Raw genomic sequence first — 25,865 nt, forward strand, 5'->3', positions numbered from 1 at the left:
TCAATGGCTGGTGCCTTCGGCGAATGTGATCTTGTTGTAGACATTGTATTTTCCCGAAGGCTTGCGCATCGGCAGGCGCGTCACCTCTTCCAGCGTGGCGGCATCATAAACGATCACCGCGCCATCATCCTCCCAGAGCGACACCAGCGCATAGCGCCCGTCGCGGGTAAACTCCACATGCGCCAGCGTGGCACCGGGCACCGGGCGCAGCGTGCGCACGATCTCTAGGCTTTGCTTGTCGATGACATGCATCGCGTCGCGGTTGGGGCCAAAGAAGACATCGGCCCAGACATAGGGGCTTGTCTCGTGCGAGCGCATGAAAAAGCCCGGCCCCAGCGTTTCAAGCCGCTTGACGGTCTGCCATGTGGTCATGTCGATGAAGGAAATCACCCCTTCCTTGAGGTGCGGGGTGGCCATGATCCTTGTGCCGCCCCTCTCCCATGTGATGCCCGATCCCAGATGGGGCATTCCCGGCAGGTCGATCTCGGCGACCTTGTGACCATAGGTCAGGTCGATCACCTGTGCGGTTTCGGTCGCGCGCGAGGCACCGATGACATGCTCATAGCTCTGGTCAAAGAAGAAATCGTCGAGGATATGATCCACCTTCATCTTGCGCACCGGAAAGCGGCGGGTGATCTCGGGGGGGCCTTCGACGCGGGTATCGTGCACCCAGCCGGTATGCGGCGGGTTCTCGGCGGTGGAGATTTCCCAGACCTCGGGGATGTCCTTGAGCGCGAGAACAAAGCTGTCGCGCGGCGGGGCCTGATAGACCGCCGAAACGCGGCTCGGGGTGCCATCGCGCCCCTTGATCGCGATGGTTTTCTGCGGCGCGAGAGTGGCCGCGTCGAGAATGCTCAGCGTCATGGGCAGGTAATTGGCCACCGCCAGCCATTTGCCATCGCGGCTGATCGCGATGTTGCGGCTGTTGAGGCCGGCGCGCACGCGGCCCACCTCCGACAGGGACCAGATATCGTATTTCTGCACCCAGCCATCGCGCGACATGATGTAGACGAATCGCCCGTCGGGGCTGAACTTTGGTCCGCCATGCACGGCAAAGGGGGTCTCGAACCGGTCCAGCACCGCGAATGTATCGCCATCCAGCACGCTGACATGGTGATCGCCGATCTCGACCACCAGCGTGATGTTGAGCGGGTCGGCGTCGAATACCGGTGCCTCGGCGGGCGTGTAATCCTCGCGCAGGGCCAGCGTGGCGGCGATTGCCGCCTCGTCCCAGGCGGGCACATGCTCGGGCGGGGTCTCTAGCCATGCCGCCAGCGCGGCGATCTCGGGGGGGCTCAGCACCTCGGCAAAGCCGGGCATCTGCGTGGCCACCCGGCCATGCGCGATCACCTCGGTCAGGGCAGGGCCATACATGCGCCGCAGGGTCTGCGGAATGAGCGCCGGGCCGGTGCCGCCCAGCCGGGTTTCGGCGTGGCACTCGGCGCAATGCGCGCGGTAGAGGGCCTTGGCGTCGGGTTCTGCCTGCGCCGCAGGCCCCCACAAGAGCGCCGCTGCCAGCGCGCTATTGAAAACGATGTGCCGGATCATGGCGTTTCCCCCGGAATGGTGTGACGGTCAGGCGGGCGGCGCTGGTCTCGACGCCGATTTCGCGGTCGTCGAGATAGCAGGCCGGATCCTCGGCCCAGGGGTCGCCGGTCAGTTGCAGCGCGCGGATGCGGGTATTGCCGCCGCAGACCGATTTATGGGCGCAGGCCCCGCAGCGGCCCTTCAAGGGGCGCGGGCGCAGGCGAAGTTGCGCGAGCATCGGATCATCGCCGGTCCAAAGCTCTGAGAATTTGGCGGTCTTGACGTTGCCCACCGTGTAATCCGACCAATAGGTATCGGGATGCACGCGGCCTTGCGGGTCGATATTGGCCACGCCCAGCCCCGAGGAATTGCCGCCCCAGGCCTCCAGGTGATCGCGCAGATGCGCCACGCGATCCGCCGTGAAATGCCGCTCGGCCCAATGCAGCATATAGACCGCGTCGGCATCGTTATTGCCGGTGACGATATCGAGCGGGCGGCCCTCCGACGCGGCGCGCCACGCGCGGTCGATCAGCAGGTCGAGCGCGGCGCGGGTGTGATCGTGCACGGCATCCTCGCCGCGGTTCTTGTCGCCGCGACCGGCATAGACGAGGTGGCTCAGGTAGAACTTGTCCACCCCCTCATCGTCGCAAAGCTTCAGCAGATCGGGCAGTTGCCCGGCATTGTCGCGGGTCAGCGTGAAGCGCAAGCCCACCTTGATGCCGCGCGCCTTGCACTCGCGCACGCCGCGCAGCGCATCGTTGAATGCGCCGTTGACGCCGCGAAACCAGTCATTCGTCTTGCCGATCCCGTCGATGGAAATGCCAACATAGTGAAACCCCATATCGGCCACCCGGTCGGCGGTCTCGCCGTGGATTTTCGTGCCATTGGTCGACAGCGCCAGAAACCGCACCTTGTCGCGCGCGGCCTCGGCCAGATCGAAGAAATCGAACCGGTCCAGCGGCTCGCCCCCCGACAGGATCAGCGCCGGGATGCCGAAATCACCCAGATCATCCAGCGTGGCCATCGCCTGGTCGTGGCTCAGCTCTCCTGGGAAATCGACATTGGCCGACACCGTGTAGCAATGTCGGCAGCGCAGGTTGCAGCGCCGCGTGAGGTTCCAGATCACCACCGGCTTGACCGGCCCGGTGCCGCGCCGCGCGGCCACCGGTGTGGGGGTGACCAGTTGGTGCATATATTCGGTGAGACGGAACATCTCAGCCCTCCTTTTGCCGCAGCCGCAGCCCGGTCTTTTTCAGAATTCGCGTGGAATAGAGGATGTCATCGTCGCGGCAGGCCTCGCCGAGGATCGCCTTGATCTGCGCGCGCTTTTGCTCCACCTCGTCGCGGCTTGTGCCGTGGATCATGGCGAACAGGTTATAGCGCCAGTCCGGCAGGGCGCGCGGGCGCTCGTAGCAATGGCTGACATAGTCGAGCGCGCCGATACGCGGGCCGAGACCGGCAATCCGCGCATCCTCCACATCCCAGACCGACATGCCATTGGCCACCATACCCAGCGCATAGTGATTGGGCGCAAGCGCGATGCGGCGGATGATCCCGCGCTCCTGCATCGCGCGCAGCCGGTCGCAAAGCGCCGCCTCGTCCATCCCCAGCGTATCGGCCAGCGCGGCATAGGGCTCTGCCACCAGCGGCAGGCCCGCCTGCGTGGCGGCGATGATGCGGCGGTCGGTGGCGTCGATGCTCATGCCGCCACCCGGAACCCGATGAAAAACTCGCGCAGTTTCGGAAAGCGCAGCACGCGCAGGCCCGTCTCGCGCTCGATCATCCCGGCCACCGCCGCGATCTCGTCGCCGGTCTCGGTGGCGAGAACGAACCACATGTTGAGCCGGTGCGCGCGCGCGTAATTATGCGCCACTTGCGGGTATGCGTTGATCTGCGCCGCCACGGTCTCGAAATCGGCCTCCGGCACCGCCATCGCGCAAAGACAGAACGCGCCGCCCATCGCCTCGGCGTCAAGGAACGGGCCGAACCGGGTGAGGATGCGCGCAGCCTTCATGCGCTCCAGCCGCGCGATCAGATCGGCCTCGGTCAGCCCCAATTCCCGCGCCACGGCGGCGAAGGGCGCAGGCGTGATCGGAAAGCCGTCCTGCAAGCGGTTCAGGATCGCGCGATCGGTGGCGTCGGGGGTCATGCGCTGTTCCTTTCGGGGGCGATCATGGCACCGGTCTGCTTGAAGCAGCGGGTGGAAAACAGCGCGAGATGCGGCACCCCGCGCAATTCGGGCAGAGAGGCGGCCTGGTGCAGCCAGCCCAGCGCCTCGGCGCGGCTGCGGGCGTGGATCATCGAGTAGAGACGGTATGGCCAGAGGCCCGGCACGATGCCGCGCTCATAGCACAGCGTCACACCGGGCGATGCCGCCAGCACCGGCCCGGCGCGGTCTATCGCCTCGTGGGGCAAATCCCAGACCACCATCGCATTCGCCCGCCAGCCCAGCGCGCGGTGGCGCACGATGACGCCCAGCCGCGCCACGATCCGCGCATCAATCAGCGCGCGGATACGCGCCATCACCGCGTGCTCGCGCAGGCCGATCATCGCGGCCAGCGCGGCATAGGGCTGCGGCTCCAGCGGAAGGCCGCTCATCAGGGCCTGCATGATCGCCCGGTCTCCGGGCTCCAGCACGCTTGTATCGGGGGGGATGGGCACGATCCCGCCGCGCGGCTCGTCGCGCAGGCTGAACCCGAGATCGAGGTTGAACGGGCGCACCAGCCGCAAATCCAGCACCTGCAAGCCGCTGCGCCGCGCGATCCGCGCAAGCGCCGCATCGACATGCGCCCGGTCCGGGCCGGTGGCCACGAACCACAGGTTCCAGTCGTTCTCGCGCAGGTAGGAATGGTTCACCCCCGGCTCTTCGCCGATGATCCGCGCCACCTCCTCGATCCGGTCCTCGGGGGCGGCCACCGCCGCCAGCGTGCTGGCGGAGATGGTGTTGGGCGCGCAGGTGGCCCCGACGCGGGTGATCTGCCCCGCCGCCCGCTTGGCCAGAAGGCGCGACAGCACATCGAGCTCGGTGGTGCCGAGATGCTGCGCCAGCACGTCATAGGGCCGCGCCGTGACGGGGAAATCACGCTGCCAGTCGTTGAGCAGCGCCCGGTCGATGGGATCGGCAAAGTGGTGCATGGCTCACAGCCCCGTCTTGTGCGCGCGCGCGGTAAAGAAGATGCCCGAGGGGCTATCGGCCTCGATCTCGCCCAGCTTTTCAAAGGTCTCGGTGTCGTAGATCATGATCTTTCCGGCATCGCGCACCGACAGCCACACCTCGTGACCGCGCGGGGTAAACTCCATATGGAGCACGCCGGGGCCGGGCTTGAATTCGTGGATCACCTGCTTGCTCAGGCTGTCGATCACCTGGATCGTGTCGTTCCTGGGATGGGCGAAATTCACCCAGACATGGCGTCCATCCGGCCGCGCCATGGCAAAGACCGGCTGACCATGCACCGCCGTGCGCCCGGATTCCCCAAGGCTGCGCGCATCGACCCAGAGCACCTCGTGCTGGCCCATCGCGGGCAGGGCGAATTCGTGCCCCGCCAGCGCCCAGCCCTCGAGATGCGGCATCTTGTAGACCGGCAGCCCCTCGCGCCCCTCGGCATAGCCGGGCAGGATGGCCGTTGGCTTGGGCGCGTCCTGCCACAGGTCGAGCGCGCTCAGATGATCCTCGCCGAACAACCCGACGATATAGGTGCGCCCGTCCCCGGTCACCAGCGCGTCATAGGGGTTCTTGCCCATGCCCGTCATCCGGGTGATTTCGGGCGTGTCCCCCGACAGATCGGCGACCCATGTCTCGCCCGCATCCCAGAGCGAAAACACGAAGCGCGTGCCGGGAATATCCACCAGCCCGACGGTTTTCGACCCCGTGGGGATATCGGCCACCAGATCGAGCGTGGCCGCGTCGAACACCCGCACGCCGCCCGGCTCGTAATTGGACACCGCCACATAGCGCCCATCATCCGAGATCGCCCCGCCGATGGAATTGCCCGCCTGCATCACCCGGCCCACGATCTTTCGCTCGAGGATATCGACCTTGGTCAGCCCGCCATCCCGCCCGAAGACGAAGCCAAAGCGCTCGTCCGGCGAATAGACGATGGAGGCATGGCTCAGATCGCCCAGCCCCTCGATCCGCCCGATCCGCGCGCGCTCTGATTGATCGACCACCAGCAGCGAGCCGCTGGCGCGTTCCACCACCAGCCCCAGATCGCCGGTGCCCTGCGCCCCGGCCCCGCTGGCAAACGCGCTGCATAGAACAAGCGCCACCGCGCCCAGCAGATGACGGAGGCGGGTATTTGGACCAAGAAGATGCCCTGATCGCGTTTCTTCCTGAGGGAAATACTCCGGGGGAGTCGCGCTTTGCGCGACGGGGGCAGCGCCCCCGAAAAGGCGTGTGATGCGGGTCATCCGGGGTCTCTTTCCAAAAGATAGGCTGCGATCCAGCGTGCCTCGGCCTCGCTCAAGAGCGGTCGCCAGGGCGGCATCGGGGTGCCGGGAATGCCGTCGAGGATGACGCGGGCCAGGCTGTCGTTGTCGTGATGTCCAAGCGCGCCGGTGCGGATATCCGGCCCCAGCCCGCCCTTGAGCGTCAGCCCGTGGCACGATCCACAATCCTGCAACACCAGCCGTTCGAGCGCGGCGGCGTCGGGCTCGGCCCATGCAGGCGTGGCGGCGGCGAGCGCCAGGATCACAAGCGCCCTATTCACCGGCCATTGCCTCGGGCAGATCGAAGGGCAGCGCCGTATCGCGGTAAAGCGACACGACGTGACCGATGACAAACAGCACCGGCGCGGGCAGCGGGGCGGCGGCCATGTCCAGCCCGATCCGGTCGAGCCGCGACACGCGGCGTATTTCGCGCGGGGTGGTGGCCTCGGACACCGCCATGACCGGCAGCGCGCCGGGCAGGCCCTCGCGCATCAGGTTGAGCGCGATTTCCGCGATATTGGCCGCACCCATATAGACCACCAGCGTGGTGTCCTCGCTGGCAAGGCTCTTCCAGTCGAGATCGAGCGGCGCGTTGCGCGCCCGGTGGCCGGTGACATAGCGCACCCCGGTCGAGAGACCGCGATGGGTGAGCGGCACGCCGGTGCTCGCGGCCATGCCCTGCGCGGCGGTGATGCCGGGGCAGTATTCGACCGCGACCCCGCGCGCGCGCAGGTATTCCGCCTCTTCCGATCCGCGCCCGAAGATCAGCGGATCGCCTCCCTTGAGCCGCGCCACGCACAGGCCCTCGCGCGCAAGATCATAGAGGATTTCGTTGATCCGCTCCTGTGGAACGGTGGGGCATTTCGGGCCCTTGCCCACCGCGATCATGCGCGCGTCAGGGGGCGCAAAGCCGAGGATTTCGGGGCTGACGAGGCGATCGTAGACCACCGCGTCGGCGGTCTCGAGCATCCGCATCGCGCGCAGCGTCATCAGGTCCACCGCGCCCGGTCCGGCCCCTACAAGCAACACGCGGCCCTGGCTAAGATATGTCATCGCTGTCTCCCGGTGTGACCTACCCCGCGATTGTCGCCCATCGGGCGGGGCGCGCCTTGACTTTCGTTAAGGTGCGCCGCGACTGCCGTTGAAAAGGGCAGCGCGCGATCACTCTTTTGCGCGTGTCGCCTCGATGAGCCAGGCGATGACCTTGTCGCGGTCCTCGGTGCGGCGGCGGAAGCCGCCGAAATTCATCGCGGTGCCTGGGATGAAGGCTTCGGGCTTGGTCAGCCAGGTCTTGAGGTTCTCCACCGTCCAGGTCCCCCCCCAGGCGCGCATCGCCTCGGAATAGGGGAAATCGGGCACCGAAGCTGCGGGCCGCCCGATCAACCCGTTGAGCCACGGTGCCTTGTAGATCACGTGGTCAAGCCCGTGACACTGGCTGCACCGTCGCTCGAAGATCGCCGCGCCCTCGGCCAGCGCCTCGGGGTCGGTGGGCAGGTCGTCAGTGGCGTGTGCGGGCAGTGGCAAGAATACCAGAAGCAGCGCAAGGGTTCGAATCGGGGGCATGGCTCTCTCCTTTCCATTACAAAACAGCGGCCCCGGCCCGTTTCGGGACCGGGGCCGCCTGCGCCGGCACACCCGCCCTCAGGGCGCTACGGCGTTCAATTCGACCGACGCATCGTCGAGCGCCAGCCGCAGATCGAGCGAGACATGGTGGAACCGCGCCGCCGCGTGATCGTCATGGAGCGCAAAGCCCACCGTGTAGACCTTGCCCGGCTCGATGGCGATCTGCCCCGGCGCGGTGGCCGCAAGCGGACGCACCAGCACCGCCGTCCAGGTATCGCCCTCGCGCACCATCGAGCCGTCTACCGGGTGGCCCGCATCCTCGTGCCGCCGCTCCAGCAAATAGCCGCGCCGCGCATTGCCCGAAGCGTCGAGCCGGGTGAAGTCCATGAAGGTGTCGCTCTCCAGGAAGGCTTTAAGCTCGCCCTCGTCGCGCAGCAGATCCCAGCCGCCCGCCGGGCGCGACCGGCCCCGGATCTCGATATCGGTGCGGCTGTTGGGGATGTATTTCTGCACATAGCCGTGCCCGCCCAGCGCCGCGTCGAGATCGCCAAGGCTCTCGGGCGTGTTGGGCATGGTGCGGCTGTCCATGTGGCAGCTTGCCCAGCACCCCGCCTGATTGGCGCGCTCCACCCCGCTGCCCACGATCATCATGGCGAGTTTCACCGGGTTTTCCGGGTCCATCATGCCGCCATCGACAAAGGGCACCGGCGCGTGGCCGCCATCCTTCCAGCGCAGGCGCAGGTAGAGGTTGTCGGCGTCATGCGCGGCCTGAATGGCCACATCCACCGCGCCGCGCTTGCCGGGGATGGGGGTGGGCTCGGCCTTTTCGCCGCTGACCATCTTGGCCCCCATCGCGGCGGTCTCCTTGGCGTGGCAGACCGAGCATTGATCGCCGCCCTTGGTAAAGGCGCGCGCGCCGCCATGTTCCTTGCCGTTGAGCACCCATTCCCACGGCGTCTGGCCGGGATAGAAGAGGCCAACGGTGACGGGGGTGATGGCGGACCAGTCGATTGCGCCGTCCGGCCCCTCGGTGGCGGGGGCGGGCTCGCTCTCGCTCAGCGCCGCATCAACAGCCGCTGCAATGCGCGCCTCGACCGCTGCTTCGGCCGCCTGCGCTGCCTTGGCGGCGGCGGCCGCCTCTTCGGCCTCGACCTTCTCGATATAGGCCAGCCCGTCGAGGAAGCTTTGCGGCACCTCCTTGATATGGGCAGGGTTCGGGGTTTCCAGCGCCTCGATCAATTCCTCGGGCGCGCGGCTGCGCACATCCGAATGCGCGATCCCCTTGTGACAGTCGATACAGGTCTGGCCTGTCTCCATCGCGGTCAGATGCTGCTGACGCGCGCGCGGTTTCTGAAAGCGCGGGTTCATGCTTTCGATGGTGTGACAGTTGCGGCATTCGCGCGAATCGGTCTTTTTCATCGCGGTCCAGACATTGGTGGCAAGCCGCAGGCGTTCCTCCTCGAATTTCTCGCGCGTGTCGATCGTGCCGACAAGCTTGCCGTAAAGCTCTTTGGACGCCTGCACCTTGCGCACCATCTTGTGCACCCAAGGGTCGGGCACGTGGCAATCCGAACAGGTCGCCTGCACGCCCGAGCGATTCTCGTGGTGGATGGTGTGCTCGTATTCCTTGAACACGTTCTCTCGCATCTCGTGGCAGGAGATGCAGAAATCCAGCGTGTTGGTCGCTTCCATCGCGGTGTTGAACCCGCCCCAGAAGACGATGCCGGCGATAAAGGCTGCGGCCGCACCACCGATGGGCACGCCGAAAAGCACCCAGCGCCGCCACATGCGGCCGGGTTTCTTGGGGGTTTCGTCAGTCATGTGATCGGCGCTCCGTCAGGTCTGCGGTTGATCCTTGGCAAAGAGAAAGGGCCGGGAGGCGATCATGCCCCCCGGCCCTCATGGCTCAGGTCTTGTGGTTCGACCGATTATAGACGTTGAACTTGCCGGTGGGGGCAAAGAGGCCCTTGATCCGGTATTTCTCTTCCAGCGTCTCGGCGTCGAAAACCACGATCTCGCCATTGTCGGTTTTCGAATCCGACCGGTTCCAGACCGAGGCCCAGACCTCGGTGCCGTCCTGGTTGAATTCGAAATGAACGGCGACAGAACCTTCGGTTTCGGTCAACTGGATGGTTTTGACGATCTCGCCGGTGGCCTTGTCGATCACCTGCACCGATTGCTGGATCTCGGGTTCGGGATGCAGCGTCTGATCCGCCCAGACATATTTGCTGTTCGGATGGGTGCGCACAAACAGGCCCGGCCCGTCGGTTTCGACCTCGTAGCAGATCTTCCAGGCGTTGTCGGGATGGCCCTCGGGATCGTTGCCCCAGACCGTCACGAAGCCCGTGCCAAGATGCGTGGTGCCGCCCACGGGGCCGCAATTGGGGTCAACCCAGTTGGCGCCCGGTCCCGGATGCGGCTTCGACTTGACGTCGATGATCGCTTCGAGCTTGCGGGTCTTGGAGTCGATCACAACCATCTGGTTCGAGGCATTGGCCGCGATCTGGAAATAACGGCCTGTCGGATCAAAGAACCCGTCATGCAGGTATTTCGAGTTGTCGATCTTGTCGATCCGCAGGTTGTCGATATCGGAGTAGTCGACCTGCCAGATCTGACCCAGTTCCTTGACCGCGACCAGCCATGTCGGCTCGTGCGGGGTGGTGTAGATGGCGGCGACGCGCGCCTCCTCGACATATTCGCCATCGACGTTGACGCCGCGGGTCGAGACGACCTTTTTCGGCTCCATCGTTTCGGCATCGACGATGGCGAAATGCGGCGGCCAGTAGCCCCCGCCGATGACGTATTTGCCGTCGCCGGATACGGCCACGTCGCGGGCGTCATAGGCGATCTTGACCTCGGCCACGAGCATGTTCTCGGGCTTTTGCCACAGGTCGATCTTGGTCATCTTGCCGTCGCGGCCCATCGTGTACCAGAACCGGCCGGGGTTTTCCGGCTCGTCGATGCTGTGATGTTCCGACGCCTTGAGGACGTGGACGGCATAGCCCGTGGGAATATGGACCAGCACCTCCTTGGTGTCGCCGTCGATCACCGCGACCTTGCCCACGTCGCGCTCGATCACGACAAAGAAATTCTCCCAGTTGCGGCCATGCAGCGGCTCTGTGGGGTAATCCTTGGGCTCGATATAGACCTTGCGGGTCTCCTTCATCTGCGCGAGCGACATTTCCGGCGGCTTGGGCGGATCGAGCTGGATATAGGTCGCCAGGTCGCGGATCTTCTCTTCGCTCAGGATGCCGTCGAAATTGTTCATCCCGCCTTCGGTGCCGTAGGCGATGATTCGCTCCAGCCGGTCCTGGCCAAGCTTGAGCGTGCCGGTGACCGTCTCGGTGCCGTCGGCGGCCTTGGTCTTGACTTCGGGCAGGAGCGGCTTGCCGGTCGCGCCCTTGCGGAGCACGCCGTGGCAGCCGGCGCATTGCTCGAAATAGGTCTGCTTGGCACCTTCAAAGGCCTCTTCGGTCATGGTGGGCCGATCCTGCGCAAAGACCGGCAGGGCGACCGTTGACAAAAGCAGGGAAAAGCCAAGGCCAAGGCCTGCGGCGCGCGCAGTCTTCGCATTTGGGGCTGTCATATCATGTTCTCCATTGCGTTGGTGAGGCACGGGAAAGTGAACATGACCTTGCCGCCGCGCGCCTTGACTTTCGTTAAGGCGGCCACAAGGGCCACGCGATGCGGTTGAGATCGCTTGTGCAAAAGGGCGCTGGGCATGCGCGCCGCGCGGCCCAAGAGCGGCCAAACTGTTTTGCCCCCTGTTAACAATAGTCAAGGAGCGGGCCGCCGGACCTGCGCAATTTGTGTGCAGTCGCATTCACGCGCAAAGGAGAATCGCATGCGCGAAGTCATGACCAAGAGCATGGCCCGAAACATTTTTTACGGAGGATCGCTGTTCTTCATCGTGATCTTCGTCGGCCTCACTGCTCACTCGCACCGTCATATCCTGACCAAATCGACCAATAACGACCAACTCACCGAGAGCGTCGCCAAGGGTAAGCATGTCTGGGAGAAGCACTCCTGCATCAACTGTCATTCGATCATGGGCGAGGGGGCCTACTTTGCGCCCGAGTTGATGAACGTGATGACGCGCTGGGGCGCGAGCGGTGATGCCGAGGCCGGTTACGAGATCCTCGACGGCTGGATGAAATCGCAGCCCTCGGGCGTCGAGGGGCGCCGTCAGATGCCCTATTTCGACCTGACCGAGGAAGAGACGCGCAACCTTGCCGATTTCCTGCTCTGGGTTGACCAGATCGATGCACAGGGCTGGCCGCCCAATGATGCGGGCTGAGTGAAGGAGACACTCGATGAAATACCAAACGCAAAAAATTGCGATGGCCTACTTTGCTGTCGCGCTGGGTCTTTTCGTGATCCAGATCATCGGCGGGCTGCTGGTGGGCTGGGTCTATGTCAGCCCCAATTTCCTCAGCGAGCTTGTGCCGTTCAACATCCTGCGGATGCTGCACACCAATTCGCTCATCGTCTGGCTCTTGCTGGGCTTCTTCGGGGCCGCCTATTTTCTTATCCCCGAGGAATCCGAGCGCGAGATCCATTCGCCGACACTTGCCTATCTGCAACTCGCGATCCTGGTTCTCGGCACGCTGGGCGTGGTGGTGACCTATCTGTTCAATCTGTTCGAGGGGCATTGGCTTTTGGGCAAGGAGGGGCGCGAGTTCCTTGAGCAACCCAAATGGGTCAAGGCCGGTATCGTCGTGGCGGCGCTGATCTTTCTCTACAACGTGTCGATGACCGTGCTGAAGGGCCGCAAGACCGCGATCACCAACATCTTGTTGCTGGGCCTGTGGCTGCTTGCGCTGCTGTTCCTGTTTTCCTTCTACAACCCCGCCAACCTGTCGCTGGACAAGATGTATTGGTGGTATGTGGTCCATCTCTGGGTGGAGGGCACATGGGAATTGGTGATGGCCTCGATCCTCGCCTTCCTGATGCTCAAGCTGACGGGGGTTGACCGCGAGGTGGTGGAAAAATGGCTCTATGTCATTGTCGCCGCCGCGCTTTTCTCGGGCATTCTCGGCACCGGGCACCACTACTACTGGATCGGCACGCCGGGCTATTGGCAGTGGATCGGCTCGATCTTCTCCTCGCTCGAAGTGATCCCGTTCTTTGCCATGATGGCCTTTGCCTTTGTCATGGTCTGGAAGGGGCGGCGCGATCATCCCAACAAGGCGGCGCTTCTGTGGTCGCTGGGCTGTGCCACGCTGGCGTTCTTCGGGGCGGGTGTCTGGGGGTTCCTGCACACGCTGCACGGGGTCAATTACTATACCCACGGCACGCAGATCACCGCCGCTCACGGGCACCTTGCGTTCTACGGGGCCTATGTCTGCCTCAATATCGCGATCTTCACCTATGCGCTGCCCATTCTGCGCGGGCGTGATCCCTATAACCAGGTGCTCAACATGGCCGCGTTCTGGCTGATGTCGGGCGGGATGGTGTTCATGACCTTCACGCTGACCATTGCCGGCACGGTGCAAACCCATCTGCAACGGGTGATGGGCGAGTATTACATGACCGTTCAGGACCAGATCGCGATCTTCTACTGGATGCGCCTTGGTGCGGGCGTGGTGGTATTCCTCGGGTTGGTCCTGCTGGTCTATTCGCTGGCCTTCCCGCGCCGGGAGATCATCACGGCCGAGCCGTCGATGGCCGCGGAGTGACGGGCATGGACGGTGATATGACCCTGCAACAGGAGGGGGCGGCCACCGCCCCCTTCTACCTCGCGCAAGGCGATGAATGCGCGCTGTTCCGCGCCGCCAGCGAGAATGACCTGCCGGTGCTCCTGAAGGGGCCGACCGGCTGCGGCAAGACCCGTTTCGTGGCGCATATGGCGGCAACGCTTGGCCGCCCGCTCTATACCGTGGCCTGTCATGATGACCTGTCGGCGGCGGACCTGATTGGCCGTTACCTGCTCAAGGGTGGCGAGACGGTCTGGGTCGATGGTCCGCTCACCCGCGCGGTGCGCGAGGGCGCGATCTGTTATCTCGACGAGGTGGTGGAGGCGCGCAAGGACGTGACCGTGGTGCTGCACCCGCTCACCGATGATCGCCGCATCCTGCCCATCGACCGCACCGGCGAAGAGCTGGAGGCGGCACCGGGTTTCATGCTCGTGGCGTCCTATAACCCCGGCTATCAGAATATCCTCAAGACGCTCAAGCCCTCGACCCGGCAGCGCTTTATCGCGATGGAGTTCGATTTTCCGCCCCCCGATCTGGAAACCCGCATCGTGGTGCAGGAAACGGGTATCGCCGAGGATCGCGCCCGCGCCCTTGTGCGGCTTGCGGGCAAGCTGCGCGCGCTCAAGGGCCAGGATCTTGAGGAAGGCGTCTCGACCCGCCTCGTGATTTACGCGGCCACCCTCATCGGGCAGGGAATGCCCGTGGAGCGCGCCATCGAGGCCGCAATGATAGAGCCGCTGACCGATGATGCTGATATCAAACGCGGGCTTCTCGATCTGGTCACGGCCGTCTTTGGGTGAGGCATGGCCGTGACCGGTATCGACATAGAGCCGTGGGAGCCCGAAGAAACCATCGGGAAACTGTGGCACGCATTCGCCAGCCGCCTTGATGCGCCCAAGGCGCATCACGGGGCCGCCGTGGACCTGTCCGAGGTCAGCGGGCGGCTGGCGGTGTTCTTTCGTGGGCTTGGCGGCGGGCATTCGGTCGAAATCCGCCCGGTCTCGCCAGAGGTATCGCGCCATCGCCTGCGGTTTTTGCGGCGTCTGGGCACCGAGGTGGAAATCACCCCGCGCGCCAGCTTTGACGGCGAGGTGCTGCGCCTGCCCGACAGCCTCGGGCTGTTGCCGACGCGCGCGGCCAATGGCGCGCTTTACCTGTGGCTGACGGCGGCAGTGGCCCATGCGCCCGGCCATGTGGCCGAGGATGATCCGCTGCGCGCGGACCTGCGCGCGTTGCGCACCGCGCGGGCGATGGTGCAGGCCACCCTTGCCGCCGCGCCGGGCCTGCAAGAGCTTTACCAGAACCTGTGTGCGGCCACCCTGCATTACCGCGCAGCGCAAGCCCTGCCGCGCGAGGAAGCGGCGATCGAGGCGCTGATCCGCGAGATGCTCGGGGATCCCGCGCCCCTGACCGACCGGGCAAAGGCGTTGCACTCCGCGATCGAGGCGGGCGACCTGGCGCAGATCGCCGCCCCGCGCGGCTATCGCCCGTTTCAGCCGGTTGCGCTCTGGCCCGACCTGCGCGAACTGGTGATGTCGGCGCGCGACGAGGTCGAGAGCCGCGACACCGACGGCCCGCCCGAGGAGGGCAGCAACAAGACCCACCGCGCCCGTCGCCGCAAGGCCGATCAGGCCGAGCGCGGCGACAGCCTGATCCTGCACAAGTTCGAGGCGATCCTGAGCTGGACCGAGTTTCTTAACCTCAACCGCCGTGTCGATGACGACGACCCCGACAGCGCCAAGAAGGCCGCCGACGACCAGGAGGAAATCGGGCTGGGCCAGATATCGAAGGCCCCCGCGACGCGGCTCAAGCTGCATCTTGATCTTGCGCCCGAGGATGTCGACCGCGACCGCCTGTCGGGCGTCACGCTATACCCTGAATGGGACGTGCGCACCGGGGCCTACCTGCCCGATCATGTGCGCGTGCTGGATAGCGTGGCAGAGCCGGGCAGCGGCGTGCCCTCGTTTCGCGCCGACCCGCGCGCGCAGCGGCGCATCCACCGGGTGCGGCGGCAATTCGAGGCGCTGCGCCCCGGCCGCGTCTCGATCCCCGGTCAGCTCGACGGCGACGAGCTCGATATCGAGGCGGCGGTGCGCGCGCGCGTCGATATCCTCGCCAACGGGGCGGGCAGCAACCGCATCTGGCGGCAGACCCGCCCGCAGGCCCGTGACCTCGCGGTGTCGATCCTGCTCGACATATCGCGCTCGACCGAGAGCGCGGTGGGCGACCGCGCGGTGATCGATGTGGAGCGCGAGGCGCTGGCGGCGCTGGCCTGGGGGCTGGAGGCCTGCGGCGACAGTTTCGCCATAAACGCGTTTTCCTCGCTCAAGCGCGACCGGGTCTATATCCGCACCTGCAAGCGCTTTGACGAGCCGATGAGCGCCTCGGTCGAGGACCGGATCGGCGGGTTGCGCCCCGGTTTCTATACCCGGTTGGGGGCGGCGGTGCGCCACGCCTCCAAGGGGCTGTCGGCGCAGGGCGGCAGGCGCCGCCTGCTTCTGGTCATCACCGATGGCAAGCCCAACGATCTCGATCATTACGAGGGCCGCCACGGCATCGAGGATACCGCCATGGCGGTGCGCGAGGCGCGGCGCGCGGGGCAATCGGTGTTCGGCATCACCGTGGACCGGCAGGCCAAATCGTGGTTCGCGCGGATGTTCGGGCAGGGCGGGTTTCACGTCATCCCCCATCCCGAACGCCTGACCGAGGCGCTGCCGATGATCTATCGCGATCTGGTGGGCGCATGAGCGACACCAGCGTGTTCGACGACTTGCCCGGCGATCTGATGATCTGGGTTCTGATCGTCAGCGAGCTTTTGGTTTTCGGGGCGGGCCTCGCTGCATTCCTGGCGGTGCGGATCACCGATCCCGAGGGGTTTGCCGTGGCGCAGGACGCGCTTTACCGCACCGGCGCGGGGCTCAACACCGTGGTTCTGGTGACAAGCGGCGCGCTGGCCGCCCTTGCCCTGCGCCTGCGCGAGGGCGCGCGGCGCGGGGCTGCGCGCGTGGCGCTGATCGGGGCGGCGGCGCTCGGCGTGGTGTTTCTCGTCATCAAGGGCGCGGAATATGCGGGCAAGGCCGCCGAGGGTATCGGCTGGGATACCCACCCGTTCTTTACCTTCTATTACCTTCTCACCGGGTTTCACGCGGCGCATGTCGTCGCGGGGGTCGTCGTGCTGTTGCTGGTCGCGTGGCAGGACGCGCCGCGCAATATCGAGGCGGGGGCCGCGTTCTGGCACATGGTCGATCTGGTCTGGGTGCTCTTGTTCCCGGTCATCTACCTGCTGCGATGAGGATGCCCCGCGATCCGCTCCTGCGCGCCTGGGGCGCGCTGATCGGGCTTAGCCTCGGGTCTACGCTGTTGTCGCTCGCACCGGTGCCGCCGGGCCTGAGCGCCGTTGCCGGGGCGCTCATCCTCGGGCTTGCCTGGCTCAAGGCGCGCGTGATCCTTGGCCGCTATCTCGGGCTTGTCGCGGCACCGTTCTGGCGGCGGGGGTTCGGGGTATCGCTTGCCGGGTTCTGCCTGTTGCTGCTCGGGCTTTATCTCGCATCGGGCACGGCTCACCCCCGCTGGATATCCGCGCCAAGCCCGGCCATCAGCGGCTCGAATACCGGGAATGACGTGGCGATGGGGCTGGCATCATCGACGCTGACCGGGGCGTTTGCGGCCATGCCCATCACCAGAAACGACATGGCGATACGGTGATCGAGATGGCTGGCGCAGATCTGCCCGCCGGGCACGCGGCCATGCCCCATGCCCTGCACGATCCACCAATCTGGCCCATCCTCGACCGTGACGCCGCCCGCACGCAGGCCCGTGGCCATGGCCTCGATCCGGTCGCTTTCCTTGACGCGCAATTCCTTCACGCCGCGCATCACGGTGGCCCCTTGGGCGAAGGCTGCGACGACCGACAGCACCGGGTATTCGTCGATCATCGAGGCGGCACGCTCGGGCGGCACTTCGATGCCCTTCAGATCGGGAGAGAAACGCGCGCGCAGATCGGCCACCGGCTCGCCGCCCTCCTCGCGCTCATTCTCGTAAGTGAGATCGGCCCTCATCTCGCGCAACGTGGTGAAAAGCCCCGCCCGCGTGGGATTCAGCCCGATGTTGGGCACCAGCACATCCGAGCCGGGTGTGATGAGCGCCGCGCAGACCGGGAAGGCCGCCGAGCTTGGATCGCGCGGCACGACGATGGTTTGCGGGATGAGTTCCGGCTGCCCGGTCAGGGTGATGACGCGGCCCTCGTCGGTCGCTTCGGTGGTGATTTCCGCCCCGAACCCCGCCAGCATCCGCTCGGTATGGTCGCGCGTTGCTTCGCGCTCGATCACCACGGTCTGCCCCGGCGCGTTGAGCCCGGCCAGCAGCACCGCCGATTTCACCTGCGCGGACGGCACCGGCACGGTATAGCGCACCGGCACCGGATAGTCCGCCCCGACGATCGTCATCGGCAGCCGCCCGCCCGCGCGCCCCACCGCCCGCGCGCCAAAGAGCGCCAGCGGATCGGTGACCCGCGCCATGGGCCGCTTGTTGAGGCTCGCATCGCCGGTAAAGGTCGCGGTGATGGGCGAGGTCGCCATCGCCCCCATGATGAGCCGCACGCCGGTGCCGGAATTGCCGCAGTCGATCACCTGTTCCGGCTCGGCAAAGCCGCCCACACCCACGCCATGCACGCGCCATGTGCCGCCGTCGTCGCGCGTCACCTCCGCCCCGAAGGCGCGCATTGCCTTCGCGGTGTCCAGAACGTCATCGCCCTCCAACAGGCCGGTGATGACCGTCTCGCCGACGCAGAGCGCGCCAAGGATCAGCGCGCGGTGCGAGATCGACTTGTCGCCGGGCACATCCGCCGTGCCTGTCAAGGCCCCGGACGGGTGCGAGACCATCGGGATGGGGGTGCCGTGGCCGGACATGGGCGCGCTCCTCAATGCGAAATCGCCTGCCTGATAGCGCAGGCAGGCGACCGGTGTCCATCGCTTGGGTGTGGCTCAGGCCATGTCGAAGTGCAGCGGGCGGATCTGCTGGAATTTGCCCGTCGCGTTGAGCGCGGCAATCGCGGCCTCGGGCACCGGCGCATCGACATAGAGAAGCGCGATGGCCTCGCCGCCCGCATCCGACCGGCCAAGGGTAAAGTTGGCGATGTTGACGCCGTTCTCGCCCATGGTCTGGCCCAGCGTGCCGATGATGCCGGGCACGTCTTCGTTGGTGGTATAGAGCATGTGCCGCCCGATCTCGGCGTCGATATTGATGCCCTTGATCTGGATAAAACGCGGCTTGCCGTCCGAGAACACCGTGCCGCCGATGGAGCGCTCGCGCTTGTCTGTCACCACGGTGATCTTGACATAGCCCTCGAAGGCACCGGATTTGTCCTGCTTGGTGGTGGAGATCTTCACCCCGCGCTCCTTGGCGACGACGGGGGCCGAGACCATGTTCACCTCGGGGTTCACCGATTTCATGATCCCCGCCACGGCGGCGCAGGTCAGCGCGCCAAGGTTCATCTCGGACGCCACCCCGTCAAAGAGGATGTTGATGGCCTTGATCGGCTCGTCGGTCATCTGGCCGATGAAATTGCCCAGGTGATCCGAGAGCTTGATCCACGGCCCCATCACCTTGGCCTCTTCGGCGGTGACCGACGGCATGTTGAGCGCGTTGCTCACCGCCCCCGTCAGCAGGTAATCCGACATCTGTTCGGCCACTTGCAGGGCGACGTTTTCCTGCGCCTCGGTGGTGGCGGCCCCCAGATGCGGCGTGCAGACCACGTTGGGCAGGCCGAACAGCGGGTTTTCTGTGGCGGGTTCCTCCGCGAACACGTCAAAAGCCGCGCCCGCGACATGGCCGGATTTCAGAAGGTCGGCCAGCGCCGCCTCGTCCACCAGACCGCCGCGCGCGCAGTTGATAATGCGCACGCCCGTCTTGGTCTTCTCCAGCGCCTCACGGCTCAGGATGTTGCGGGTCTGATCGGTCAGCGGCACATGCAGCGTGATGAAATCGGCGCGCTTCAGGAGGTCGTCCAGCTCGACCTTCTCCACCCCCATCTTGTCAGCCTTTTCCTGGCCGAGGAACGGGTCATAGGCCACCACCTTCATCTTGAGGCCGCGCGCGCGGTCGCAGACGATGCCGCCGATATTGCCCGCGCCGATCACACCGAGCGTCTTGCCGGTGAGCTCCACCCCCATGAATTTCGATTTCTCCCATTTCCCGGCATGGGTCGAGGCGCTGGCCTCGGGGATTTGCCGCGCCACGGCGAACATCAGCGCGATGGCGTGTTCGGCGGTGGTGATCATGTTGCCAAAGGGCGTGTTCATGACGATCACGCCGCGCTTCGAGGCCGCCGCCTTGTCGATATTGTCGGTGCCGATGCCCGCGCGCGCGATCACCTTGAGATTGGTGGCATTGGCGAGGATTTTCTCGGTGACCTTGGTGGCCGAGCGGATGGCGAGGCCATCATATTGGCCGATCACCTCGGCCAGTTTGTCCTTGTCCTTGCCAAGATCAGGCTGGAAATCCACGTCGATACCGCGATCGCGAAAGATCTGCACGGCTGTTTCGGAAAGCTTGTCGGATACGAGAACCTTGGGAGCCATTTTTGCTGGTCCTTTGATGAAACGTTTCGGGGGAAGGCCCGGAGTCTTGAAAAGACTCCGGGCCGATTTCTTTTCAGGAAATCGGGGTCACGCCGACTCGGTGAGCGCCGCGATCTCGGCCTCGAAGGCCCATTCGATCCACGGCATCAGCGCGGCTACGTCGGCCGTCTCGACCGTGCCGCCGCACCAGATGCGCAGCCCCGGCGGCGCGTCGCGATAGGCCCCGATATCAAAGGCCACGCCCTCGTCATCGAGCCGTTTCACCACCGCCTTGGCGAAGGCCGCGCCATCGCTGATGCGCGGATCGGTGAATTTCAGACACACCGAGGTGTTGGACCGCACCGCCGGATCATTGGCGAGGAAGGCCAGCCAGTCATGCGCGGCAACGAAGCCCTGGATTTCGGCGAGGTTGGCATAGGCGCGGTTGCGCAGCCCCTCGATCCCGCCCACAGAGCGCGCCCAGTCGAGCGCGGCAAGGTAATCCTCGACCGCGAGCATCGACGGCGTGTTGATCGTCTCGCCCTTGAAAATACCCTCGATCAGCTTGCCGCCCTTGGTGAGGCGGAAAATCTTCGGCAGGGGCCAGGGCGGTGTGTAGCTTTCCAGCCGCTCCACCGCGCGGGGGCTGAGGATCAGCATCCCGTGCGCCGCCTCGCCGCCCAGCACCTTTTGCCACGAAAACGTGGTCACATCGAGTTTGTCCCAGGGCAGGCGCTGCGCGAAGGCCGCCGATGTGGCGTCGCAGATCGTCAGCCCTTGGCGATCCGGTTTGATCCAGTCGCCATTCGGGACGCGCACGCCCGAGGTGGTGCCGTTCCAGGTAAACACCACGTCATTGTCGGTATCGACCGAGGTCAGATCGACGATCTCGCCATAGTCGGCGGTCTTCACCACCGCGTCGAGCTTCAGCTGCTTGACCGCGTCGGTCACCCAGCCCGCGCCAAAGCTTTCCCAGGCGAGCATTTCCACGGGCCGCGCGCCCAAAAGCGACCACATCGCCATTTCCACCGCGCCGGTGTCAGACGCGGGCACGATGCCAATGCGATAGTCATCGGGAATGCCGAGCACTTCGCGCGTGCCGTCAATGGCGGCCTTGAGCCGCGCCTTGCCCACGGCGGCACGGTGCGAGCGCCCGAGCGGCGCATCGGCAAGCATGTTGACGTTGTAATTGGGGAATTTGGCGCAGGGGCCAGAGGAAAAACGCGGATTTTCCGGCCGCGTGCCGGGCTTTGCAATAGCCATGTAGCTACCCTTTCAGATAAGCGCCCCTCGTTGGGGAGGGGTGTCCCACGGACGCCTCTACAGAAACCCCATAAAAACAGCAAGTGCCAAAGCGCGTTGCCATGCAGGTTCTGGCGACTTGTCGCAGAATGAAACAAGAACGTCCGGGACTAAGTGGCACAAAACTGACACAGGATGTTCGCGGATTGTTGCTGCGAGGGCGGCGACATGACGGACGTTTATCAGGCCAGCCCGATAAAACGGAAACGCGCGACAAAAGCCGAGATGGCCGAGCGGGCCGCGTTCCTGATCGACTATGCCCGGCGTCATGGCCCGGTCACGGTGCGGCAGTTGTTCTATGCGGCAACGGTGGTCGATCTGATTGAGAAATCGGAGAGCGGCTATAACAAGGTGCAGGCTCAGGTATTGGCACTACGGCGCGAGGGCCGCTTGCCATATCACTGCATAGCCGATGCAACCCGCTACATGCGCAAGCCCCGGACCTTCGACGGCTGGGAGGACGCTCTGCAGGATACGGCGAGGCTCTATCGCAAAAACCTCTGGGCCAATACCGATCTGGAAGTTGAAATATGGGTGGAGAAATCGGCGCTTGCCGGTGTCATTTACCCGGTGACGGCGGAGTATGACGTGCCGCTCATGCCAACGGGCGGCTACACCTCTGAGACATTCGCCCATGAGGCGGTCAATCACCTGCGCGGCTCCGGCAAAACACTGGTGGTCTATGCGCTCTATGACTTCGACCGATCAGGCCGGGATGCAGCGGCATCGCTCAAGGAAAAGGTAGAGCGGTTCGGCGCGGAATATGGCGTCCCGGTGGTGTTCGAGGAGCTGGGGCTGACTGAATTTCAGGTCGGCTATCTGAGCCTTCCAACGCGACCAGCCAAGCGCAAGAGCGAAGCCGATAAACGCTGGCCGCATGACTATGCCGCCGAGCTGGACGCAATACCACCCGACACGCTGCGCGACATGGTGCGCGAGGCTATCGAGCGTCACCTGCCAGCGTATGAGTTGCAGCGCCTCAAAGAGATCGAGCGCGCCGAACGCCAGACCCTTCTCCAATTCATCGGAAGGGCAGCTTAACGCCACCGCGCCCCAGCATCATGGGCGTGGTGCTGGAGCGTCAACCCACCGGAGCAGACCGGCCAGACCGGGCATATCCCACCGACCCGCCCTAGCCTTTGACCGTTGAGCGAAATCAATGGGCTTATGACGATCCGGGGACTTGTAACCCACCCCGAGCGGCACCGGCTCCTGCTAGGCCCGCTCAGAAACGCGACGACTAAAACCCACCGGCTGGTGACATTGCCCATAGGGCCGTGGTGACAGATCGGGGACCGCACCGGCGCAGAGCTGCAAAGGGCGGGCTGAGTGAAAAGCTCAGGGGGAAGCGGCTGGCCCACGATACGGGCATCGCGTGGATACGGATCGAGGAGGCGCAGGGACTTCCCCAAGTCGGGCCGCACTGGCCTGCAAGCCTTAGGCGGGGGGAAGTAGCGGGTGCGGGAGTGTGTCCTGAGAGGATAGGTAAACCTTGCTGACCTATCCCATCTGTGGTATCGGTAAGCAACGCTGACCTATTAGGGCCACACCATGTTGCAGCTGATCGAGCGAAACCCTGTTGCCACCGGCGAGCCTGTTGACGTGATCGACCTGGCCGACCACCTGCGCGTGGAGCTGGCCGAGGCAGCGAACGCCATGCGCTTTGCCCGAGCGGCGGCGGATGAGGTCGAGCGGCACGCGGCGCTGGCCCTGTTGACGCAAGAGATCGTGGCCACCGGATCAGCTATCGGCACCGTCGCGTCATTGCCGATCGGCCCTGTCCAAGCCGGTGCGCTTGTCACGGTTGAGCGGATCGAGGAGGATGGCAGCACCACACCGATCGCCTCGGGCTGGCACCTGATACACGGGCGCTATCCAAGCCTACGCTTCGACGTGGCCCCCGAGGCCGAGCTGCGCGTCACATACACGGCAGGCTATGGCACTGACTATGAAGCCCTGCCCCGCGACCTGTCCCTTGCGATCCTGGATCAGGCGATCCGGCTTTACGACAGGCGCGGCGACGCGGACACGTCCCCCGGCCTTGCACCCTCAACAGCACGCATAGCGGCCCGCTACAGGCGCGTTGCGATAGGCGCGTAGGGGGGGGCACATGGCAGCACGTCAACAGCACTGTGTGAGGCGCTCTGGGGCCCTGTGGGCGCTGGCGGTCCCAATGCCGACGTTTTTCTCACAGACAGTAACCGGTGGTGAGAGTTCACATTTTCTTGCGAGTGCGCGGCCATGACGATGGCGGGGCAGATCATCGACGCGGTGCAGGGGCTGACAGTTCCCCAAGGCCCGCTTGCTGGTGAGCCTGTCACGCTGGCAAAGTTCCAGCGCGAGTTCATCGAGGGCGCGTTCTCTGGGGGCGTCAATATCGGTTGCCTGTCTGTCGGCCGAGGTGCTGGCAAAACGGCCCTGTCTGCGGCGCTGGCCGTCACCCACCTTCTTGGCCATTGGGACGATCAGGCGCAGCGGGAGATCGTCATATCGGCCCGGACGCTGGATCAGGCCCGCACATGCTTTCGGTTCTGTGCCTCTTTCGTGGGCGATTGTGAGGACGTCACAATTCGGCGCGGCAATGTGCTGGAGATCGAGTATCAGGACGCCACCGGCCCGCACCTTCTCAAGGCCATTGCATCGCAGGGCAAGACGGCCCTGGGCGGTTCGGCCACCTTGGCGATCCTGGACGAAAGGGCGGCATGGCCCGAGGGGCGCGGCGATGAGCTGGAAAGCGCGCTTCTCACGTCCCTGGGCAAGCGTGACGGGCGGGCGCTGTTGATCAGCACATCGGCCCCGGATGATGGCAATGCGTTCTCACGCTGGCTGGATACACCCCCACGCGGCTGCTATGTGCAAGAGCATCGCGCGGCCCCTGATCTGGCGGCGGATGACTGGCCGAGCTTGTTGCAGGCCAACCCCGGCGTCCCCGAGAATATCGGCCCGTCCAAGGACTGGCTGTTGCGCGCGGCGGCGCAGGCGATCGAGCGCGGCGGCAATGCGCTGGCCAGTTTCAGAAACCTTCACAGAAACGAGCGCGTGAATACCGAGGCGCGGCAGCTGTTGATCGAGCTGGAGCAATGGGCGGCGTGTGAGGTTGACATGCAACCGTCACGGCAGGGTCCGGTTTGTGTCGGGCTTGATCTGGGCGCAAGTGCCAGCATGACGGCGGCGGCGTTCTACTGGCCGGATAGCGGCAGGCTGGAAACTTTGGGCTGGTTCCCGGATGATCCATCTCTGGCCGTTCGCGGCGTGAATGATGGCGTGGGGCGGCGGTATCAGGAGATGGCCGATCGGGGCGAGTTGCGCACCATGACGGGGCGCACCGTGCCGGTGGCGCTGTGGATCGAGCAGGTGTTGCAGCACGTCGCTGGCGAGAGCATCGCCACGGTTCTGGCCGATCGGTTTAAACAGGGCGAGGTGCAGGACGGGCTTCAATCGGCAGGCTATCGCGGCCCGGTGACATGGCGGGGTTTTGGCTGGCGCGACGGGGCCGAGGACATCACCCGCTTTCAGCGCGCGGTTTACGATCGGCAGATTGCGGCCCCCAAGAGCCTGCTACTGCGCGCGGCCCTGTCGGATGCAGTCTGTCTATCGGATCCGGCGGGCAATCTGAAATTGGCAAAGGGGCGTTCTCTGGGGCGCATTGATCCGGCGGCGGCGGCGGTTCTGGCGATAGCCGAGGGCCAGCGGATGGCCAGCCGACCGGTGAGCAAAGCGAGGATGCAATGGGCATGACACGGGCTATCGGGTCGGCACTGGACCGGCAAATTCAGTTTCAGCGGGCAACGGAAACGGCGGACGGGTTCGGCGGGTTCACCCTGGTCTGGTCTGATCTGGGCGAGGTTATCCCGGCGCTGCGCATGGACGTGAGCGATACCGAAACCGTGGCGGCGGGCGTGTTCCGCGAGCGGTCAATGATCCGGTTTCAGTGCCGATCGACCGAGTTCACGCGGGGCATCACGGCAGACGATCGGATCCAGCACGAGGGCCAGCTGTTCGGCATCGTCGGCATCAAGGAGCCAGCCCAAGGGCGGCGTCGGCAGCTGTTGGAGTTCACCGTCGAGGGGCCGCTGACATGACCAAGCGACCGGGCAGATGGGCGCTTGTGCGCAAGGAATGGCAGGCGGTGCGGCACGGCGTTCTGGAGCGTGACGGCTGGCAATGCCAGCATTGCGGGGCGCGGCGGCGGCTGGAGGTGCATCACGTCAAGCGCGTGGCCGATCACCCCGAGCTGGCGTTCGATCCGTCGAATTGCCTCACCCTGTGCGGTCCCTGCCACACACGAGTCACGAATTTGGAGCTGGGCAACAATCCCGATCCGAAGCGCGTCGCATGGCGCAAAGCGGTGGCCGAGCTGGCCACGAAACCGATCGAGCGAAAAGGAGAAATCAATGCTTGATTCCGTGAAAATCCAGCGTCGGCAGTCGGAAATCCGGCAGGCGCTGGCCGAGCTGGCCGGGGCTGAAACCCTGACCGACGAAACCCGGTCCAAGATGGACGCGATGGACCGCGAATATCAGGACAATGAGCGCAGGTTCCGCGCGGCCCTGATCAGCGAAAACGAGGAACGCGAGCAGGCCAAGGGCGAGCTGGAAACCCGTTCCAGCCGCGAGTGGTCCGAAATGATGGCCGGGTTCGAGATGCGGCAGGTGGCCCTCTATCTGGACGAGGGGCGCGCGATCGAGGGCCAGACGGGCGAGATCGTGCAAGAGCTGCGTTCGGCTGGCGGGTTCCGTGGCATCCCGGTTCCTTGGCAGGCGCTGGAGCAACGCGCGGGCGAGACGGTGGCCGG

Annotated in this window: 24 protein-coding genes and 1 pseudogene; 11 read left to right on the plus strand and 14 right to left on the minus strand. The window is 65.1% G+C overall.

Annotated features, from left to right (window positions below):
* The 11 genes from ABIE58_RS05000 to ABIE58_RS05050 form a co-directional block, all read right to left on the minus strand.
* Positions 1-1,548 (minus strand): cytochrome D1 domain-containing protein, encoded by a 1,548-nt coding sequence (locus ABIE58_RS05000; RefSeq protein WP_354543591.1) that lies wholly within the window; start codon positions 1,546-1,548, stop codon positions 1-3.
* Positions 1,523-2,740 (minus strand): heme d1 biosynthesis radical SAM protein NirJ, encoded by a 1,218-nt coding sequence (gene nirJ, locus ABIE58_RS05005; RefSeq protein ID WP_354543592.1) that lies wholly within the window; start codon positions 2,738-2,740, stop codon positions 1,523-1,525. Before nirJ ends, ABIE58_RS05000 begins: the two co-directional genes overlap by 26 nt.
* A 1-nt stretch (position 2,741) precedes the next feature.
* Entirely contained in the window at positions 2,742-3,230 is a 489-nt protein-coding gene (ahbB, locus tag ABIE58_RS05010; protein ID WP_354543593.1) for a siroheme decarboxylase subunit beta, read from the minus strand.
* A complete protein-coding gene (locus tag ABIE58_RS05015) occupies positions 3,227-3,676 on the minus strand; it encodes an Lrp/AsnC family transcriptional regulator (protein WP_354543594.1) in 450 nt (149 codons plus the stop codon). Before ABIE58_RS05015 ends, ahbB (ABIE58_RS05010) begins: the two co-directional genes overlap by 4 nt.
* Positions 3,673-4,662 (minus strand): siroheme decarboxylase subunit beta, encoded by a 990-nt coding sequence (ahbB, locus tag ABIE58_RS05020; RefSeq protein WP_354543595.1) that lies wholly within the window; start codon positions 4,660-4,662, stop codon positions 3,673-3,675. The genes ABIE58_RS05015 and ahbB (ABIE58_RS05020) overlap by 4 nt, the downstream gene beginning before the upstream one ends.
* 3 nt (positions 4,663-4,665) lie before the next feature.
* Positions 4,666-5,793 carry a cytochrome D1 domain-containing protein gene (locus ABIE58_RS05025; RefSeq protein WP_502950063.1) on the minus strand — a complete coding sequence of 376 codons (1,128 nt, stop codon included), beginning with the start codon at positions 5,791-5,793 and terminating at the stop codon, positions 4,666-4,668.
* Positions 5,794-5,930: 137 nt separating this feature from the next.
* Positions 5,931-6,233 carry a c-type cytochrome gene (locus ABIE58_RS05030; RefSeq protein WP_354543596.1) on the minus strand — a complete coding sequence of 101 codons (303 nt, stop codon included), beginning with the start codon at positions 6,231-6,233 and terminating at the stop codon, positions 5,931-5,933.
* On the minus strand, positions 6,226-7,005 hold the full coding sequence (gene cobA, locus ABIE58_RS05035) for a uroporphyrinogen-III C-methyltransferase (RefSeq protein WP_354543597.1): 780 nt from the start codon (positions 7,003-7,005) through the stop codon (positions 6,226-6,228). Before cobA ends, ABIE58_RS05030 begins: the two co-directional genes overlap by 8 nt.
* A gap of 108 nt (positions 7,006-7,113) precedes the next feature.
* Complete coding sequence (locus ABIE58_RS05040) at positions 7,114-7,515, minus strand: c-type cytochrome (protein WP_354543598.1); 402 nt, start codon at positions 7,513-7,515, stop codon at positions 7,114-7,116.
* 78 nt (positions 7,516-7,593) lie between these two features.
* The gene (locus ABIE58_RS05045; RefSeq protein WP_354543599.1) at positions 7,594-9,336 is read right to left on the minus strand and encodes a NapC/NirT family cytochrome c; all 1,743 of its coding nucleotides are present in this window, start codon (positions 9,334-9,336) and stop codon (positions 7,594-7,596) included.
* 85 nt (positions 9,337-9,421) lie between these two features.
* A complete protein-coding gene (locus ABIE58_RS05050; protein WP_354543600.1) occupies positions 9,422-11,101 on the minus strand; it encodes a cytochrome D1 domain-containing protein in 1,680 nt (559 codons plus the stop codon).
* A gap of 258 nt (positions 11,102-11,359) precedes the next feature.
* Here ABIE58_RS05050 and ABIE58_RS05055 point away from each other — a divergent pair, with 258 nt between their 5' ends.
* From ABIE58_RS05055 to ABIE58_RS05075, 5 genes are read left to right on the plus strand one after another with little or no spacing between them, the layout of a single operon-like run.
* Positions 11,360-11,812: a c-type cytochrome gene (locus tag ABIE58_RS05055; RefSeq protein ID WP_354543601.1), complete on the plus strand. Its 453-nt coding sequence runs from the start codon at positions 11,360-11,362 to the stop codon at positions 11,810-11,812.
* A 16-nt stretch (positions 11,813-11,828) separates the two neighbouring features.
* Positions 11,829-13,193, plus strand: coding sequence for a cbb3-type cytochrome c oxidase subunit I (locus ABIE58_RS05060; RefSeq protein WP_354543602.1), 1,365 nt, complete (start codon positions 11,829-11,831; stop codon positions 13,191-13,193).
* A 5-nt stretch (positions 13,194-13,198) separates the two neighbouring features.
* Complete coding sequence (locus tag ABIE58_RS05065) at positions 13,199-14,011, plus strand: CbbQ/NirQ/NorQ/GpvN family protein (RefSeq protein WP_354543603.1); 813 nt, start codon at positions 13,199-13,201, stop codon at positions 14,009-14,011.
* Between the two features lie 9 nt (positions 14,012-14,020).
* A complete protein-coding gene (locus ABIE58_RS05070) occupies positions 14,021-15,958 on the plus strand; it encodes a nitric oxide reductase activation protein NorD (RefSeq protein ID WP_354543604.1) in 1,938 nt (645 codons plus the stop codon).
* A complete protein-coding gene (locus ABIE58_RS05075) occupies positions 15,955-16,503 on the plus strand; it encodes a cytochrome c oxidase subunit 3 (protein ID WP_354543605.1) in 549 nt (182 codons plus the stop codon). Before ABIE58_RS05070 ends, ABIE58_RS05075 begins: the two co-directional genes overlap by 4 nt.
* A 268-nt stretch (positions 16,504-16,771) precedes the next feature.
* Here the strand turns inward: ABIE58_RS05075 and aroA are convergent, their stop codons facing one another.
* The 3 genes from aroA to ABIE58_RS05090 all read right to left on the minus strand — a co-directional run bounded on the left by aroA (position 16,772) and on the right by ABIE58_RS05090 (position 21,031).
* Positions 16,772-18,118, minus strand: coding sequence for a 3-phosphoshikimate 1-carboxyvinyltransferase (aroA, locus tag ABIE58_RS05080; RefSeq protein WP_354543606.1), 1,347 nt, complete (start codon positions 18,116-18,118; stop codon positions 16,772-16,774).
* Between the two features lie 75 nt (positions 18,119-18,193).
* Positions 18,194-19,789 (minus strand): phosphoglycerate dehydrogenase, encoded by a 1,596-nt coding sequence (gene serA, locus ABIE58_RS05085; RefSeq protein ID WP_354543607.1) that lies wholly within the window; start codon positions 19,787-19,789, stop codon positions 18,194-18,196.
* 87 nt (positions 19,790-19,876) lie between these two features.
* The gene (locus tag ABIE58_RS05090) at positions 19,877-21,031 is read right to left on the minus strand and encodes a phosphoserine transaminase (RefSeq protein WP_354543608.1); all 1,155 of its coding nucleotides are present in this window, start codon (positions 21,029-21,031) and stop codon (positions 19,877-19,879) included.
* Between the two features lie 207 nt (positions 21,032-21,238).
* Between ABIE58_RS05090 and ABIE58_RS05095 the strand changes: the two genes are divergently transcribed.
* The 6 genes and pseudogenes from ABIE58_RS05095 to ABIE58_RS05120 all read left to right on the plus strand — a co-directional run.
* On the plus strand, positions 21,239-22,111 hold the full coding sequence (locus ABIE58_RS05095; protein WP_354543609.1) for a hypothetical protein: 873 nt from the start codon (positions 21,239-21,241) through the stop codon (positions 22,109-22,111).
* Between the two features lie 510 nt (positions 22,112-22,621).
* Complete coding sequence (locus ABIE58_RS05100) at positions 22,622-23,170, plus strand: head-tail connector protein (RefSeq protein ID WP_354543610.1); 549 nt, start codon at positions 22,622-22,624, stop codon at positions 23,168-23,170.
* A 141-nt stretch (positions 23,171-23,311) separates the two neighbouring features.
* Positions 23,312-24,808, plus strand: a complete 1,497-nt coding sequence (locus ABIE58_RS05105; protein WP_354543611.1) for a terminase large subunit domain-containing protein — start codon at positions 23,312-23,314, stop codon at positions 24,806-24,808.
* Positions 24,805-25,152, plus strand: coding sequence for a head-tail adaptor protein (locus ABIE58_RS05110; protein ID WP_354543612.1), 348 nt, complete (start codon positions 24,805-24,807; stop codon positions 25,150-25,152). Before ABIE58_RS05105 ends, ABIE58_RS05110 begins: the two co-directional genes overlap by 4 nt.
* Complete coding sequence (locus ABIE58_RS05115; RefSeq protein WP_354543614.1) at positions 25,149-25,472, plus strand: HNH endonuclease; 324 nt, start codon at positions 25,149-25,151, stop codon at positions 25,470-25,472. Before ABIE58_RS05110 ends, ABIE58_RS05115 begins: the two co-directional genes overlap by 4 nt.
* Positions 25,465-25,865 (plus strand): annotated as a pseudogene (locus ABIE58_RS05120) (phage major capsid protein); the annotation flags it as partial. The gene ABIE58_RS05115 and the pseudogene ABIE58_RS05120, both read left to right, overlap by 8 nt.

The organism is Roseovarius sp. MBR-78 (genome assembly GCF_040547535.1).
Lineage (GTDB): Bacteria > Pseudomonadota > Alphaproteobacteria > Rhodobacterales > Rhodobacteraceae > Roseovarius.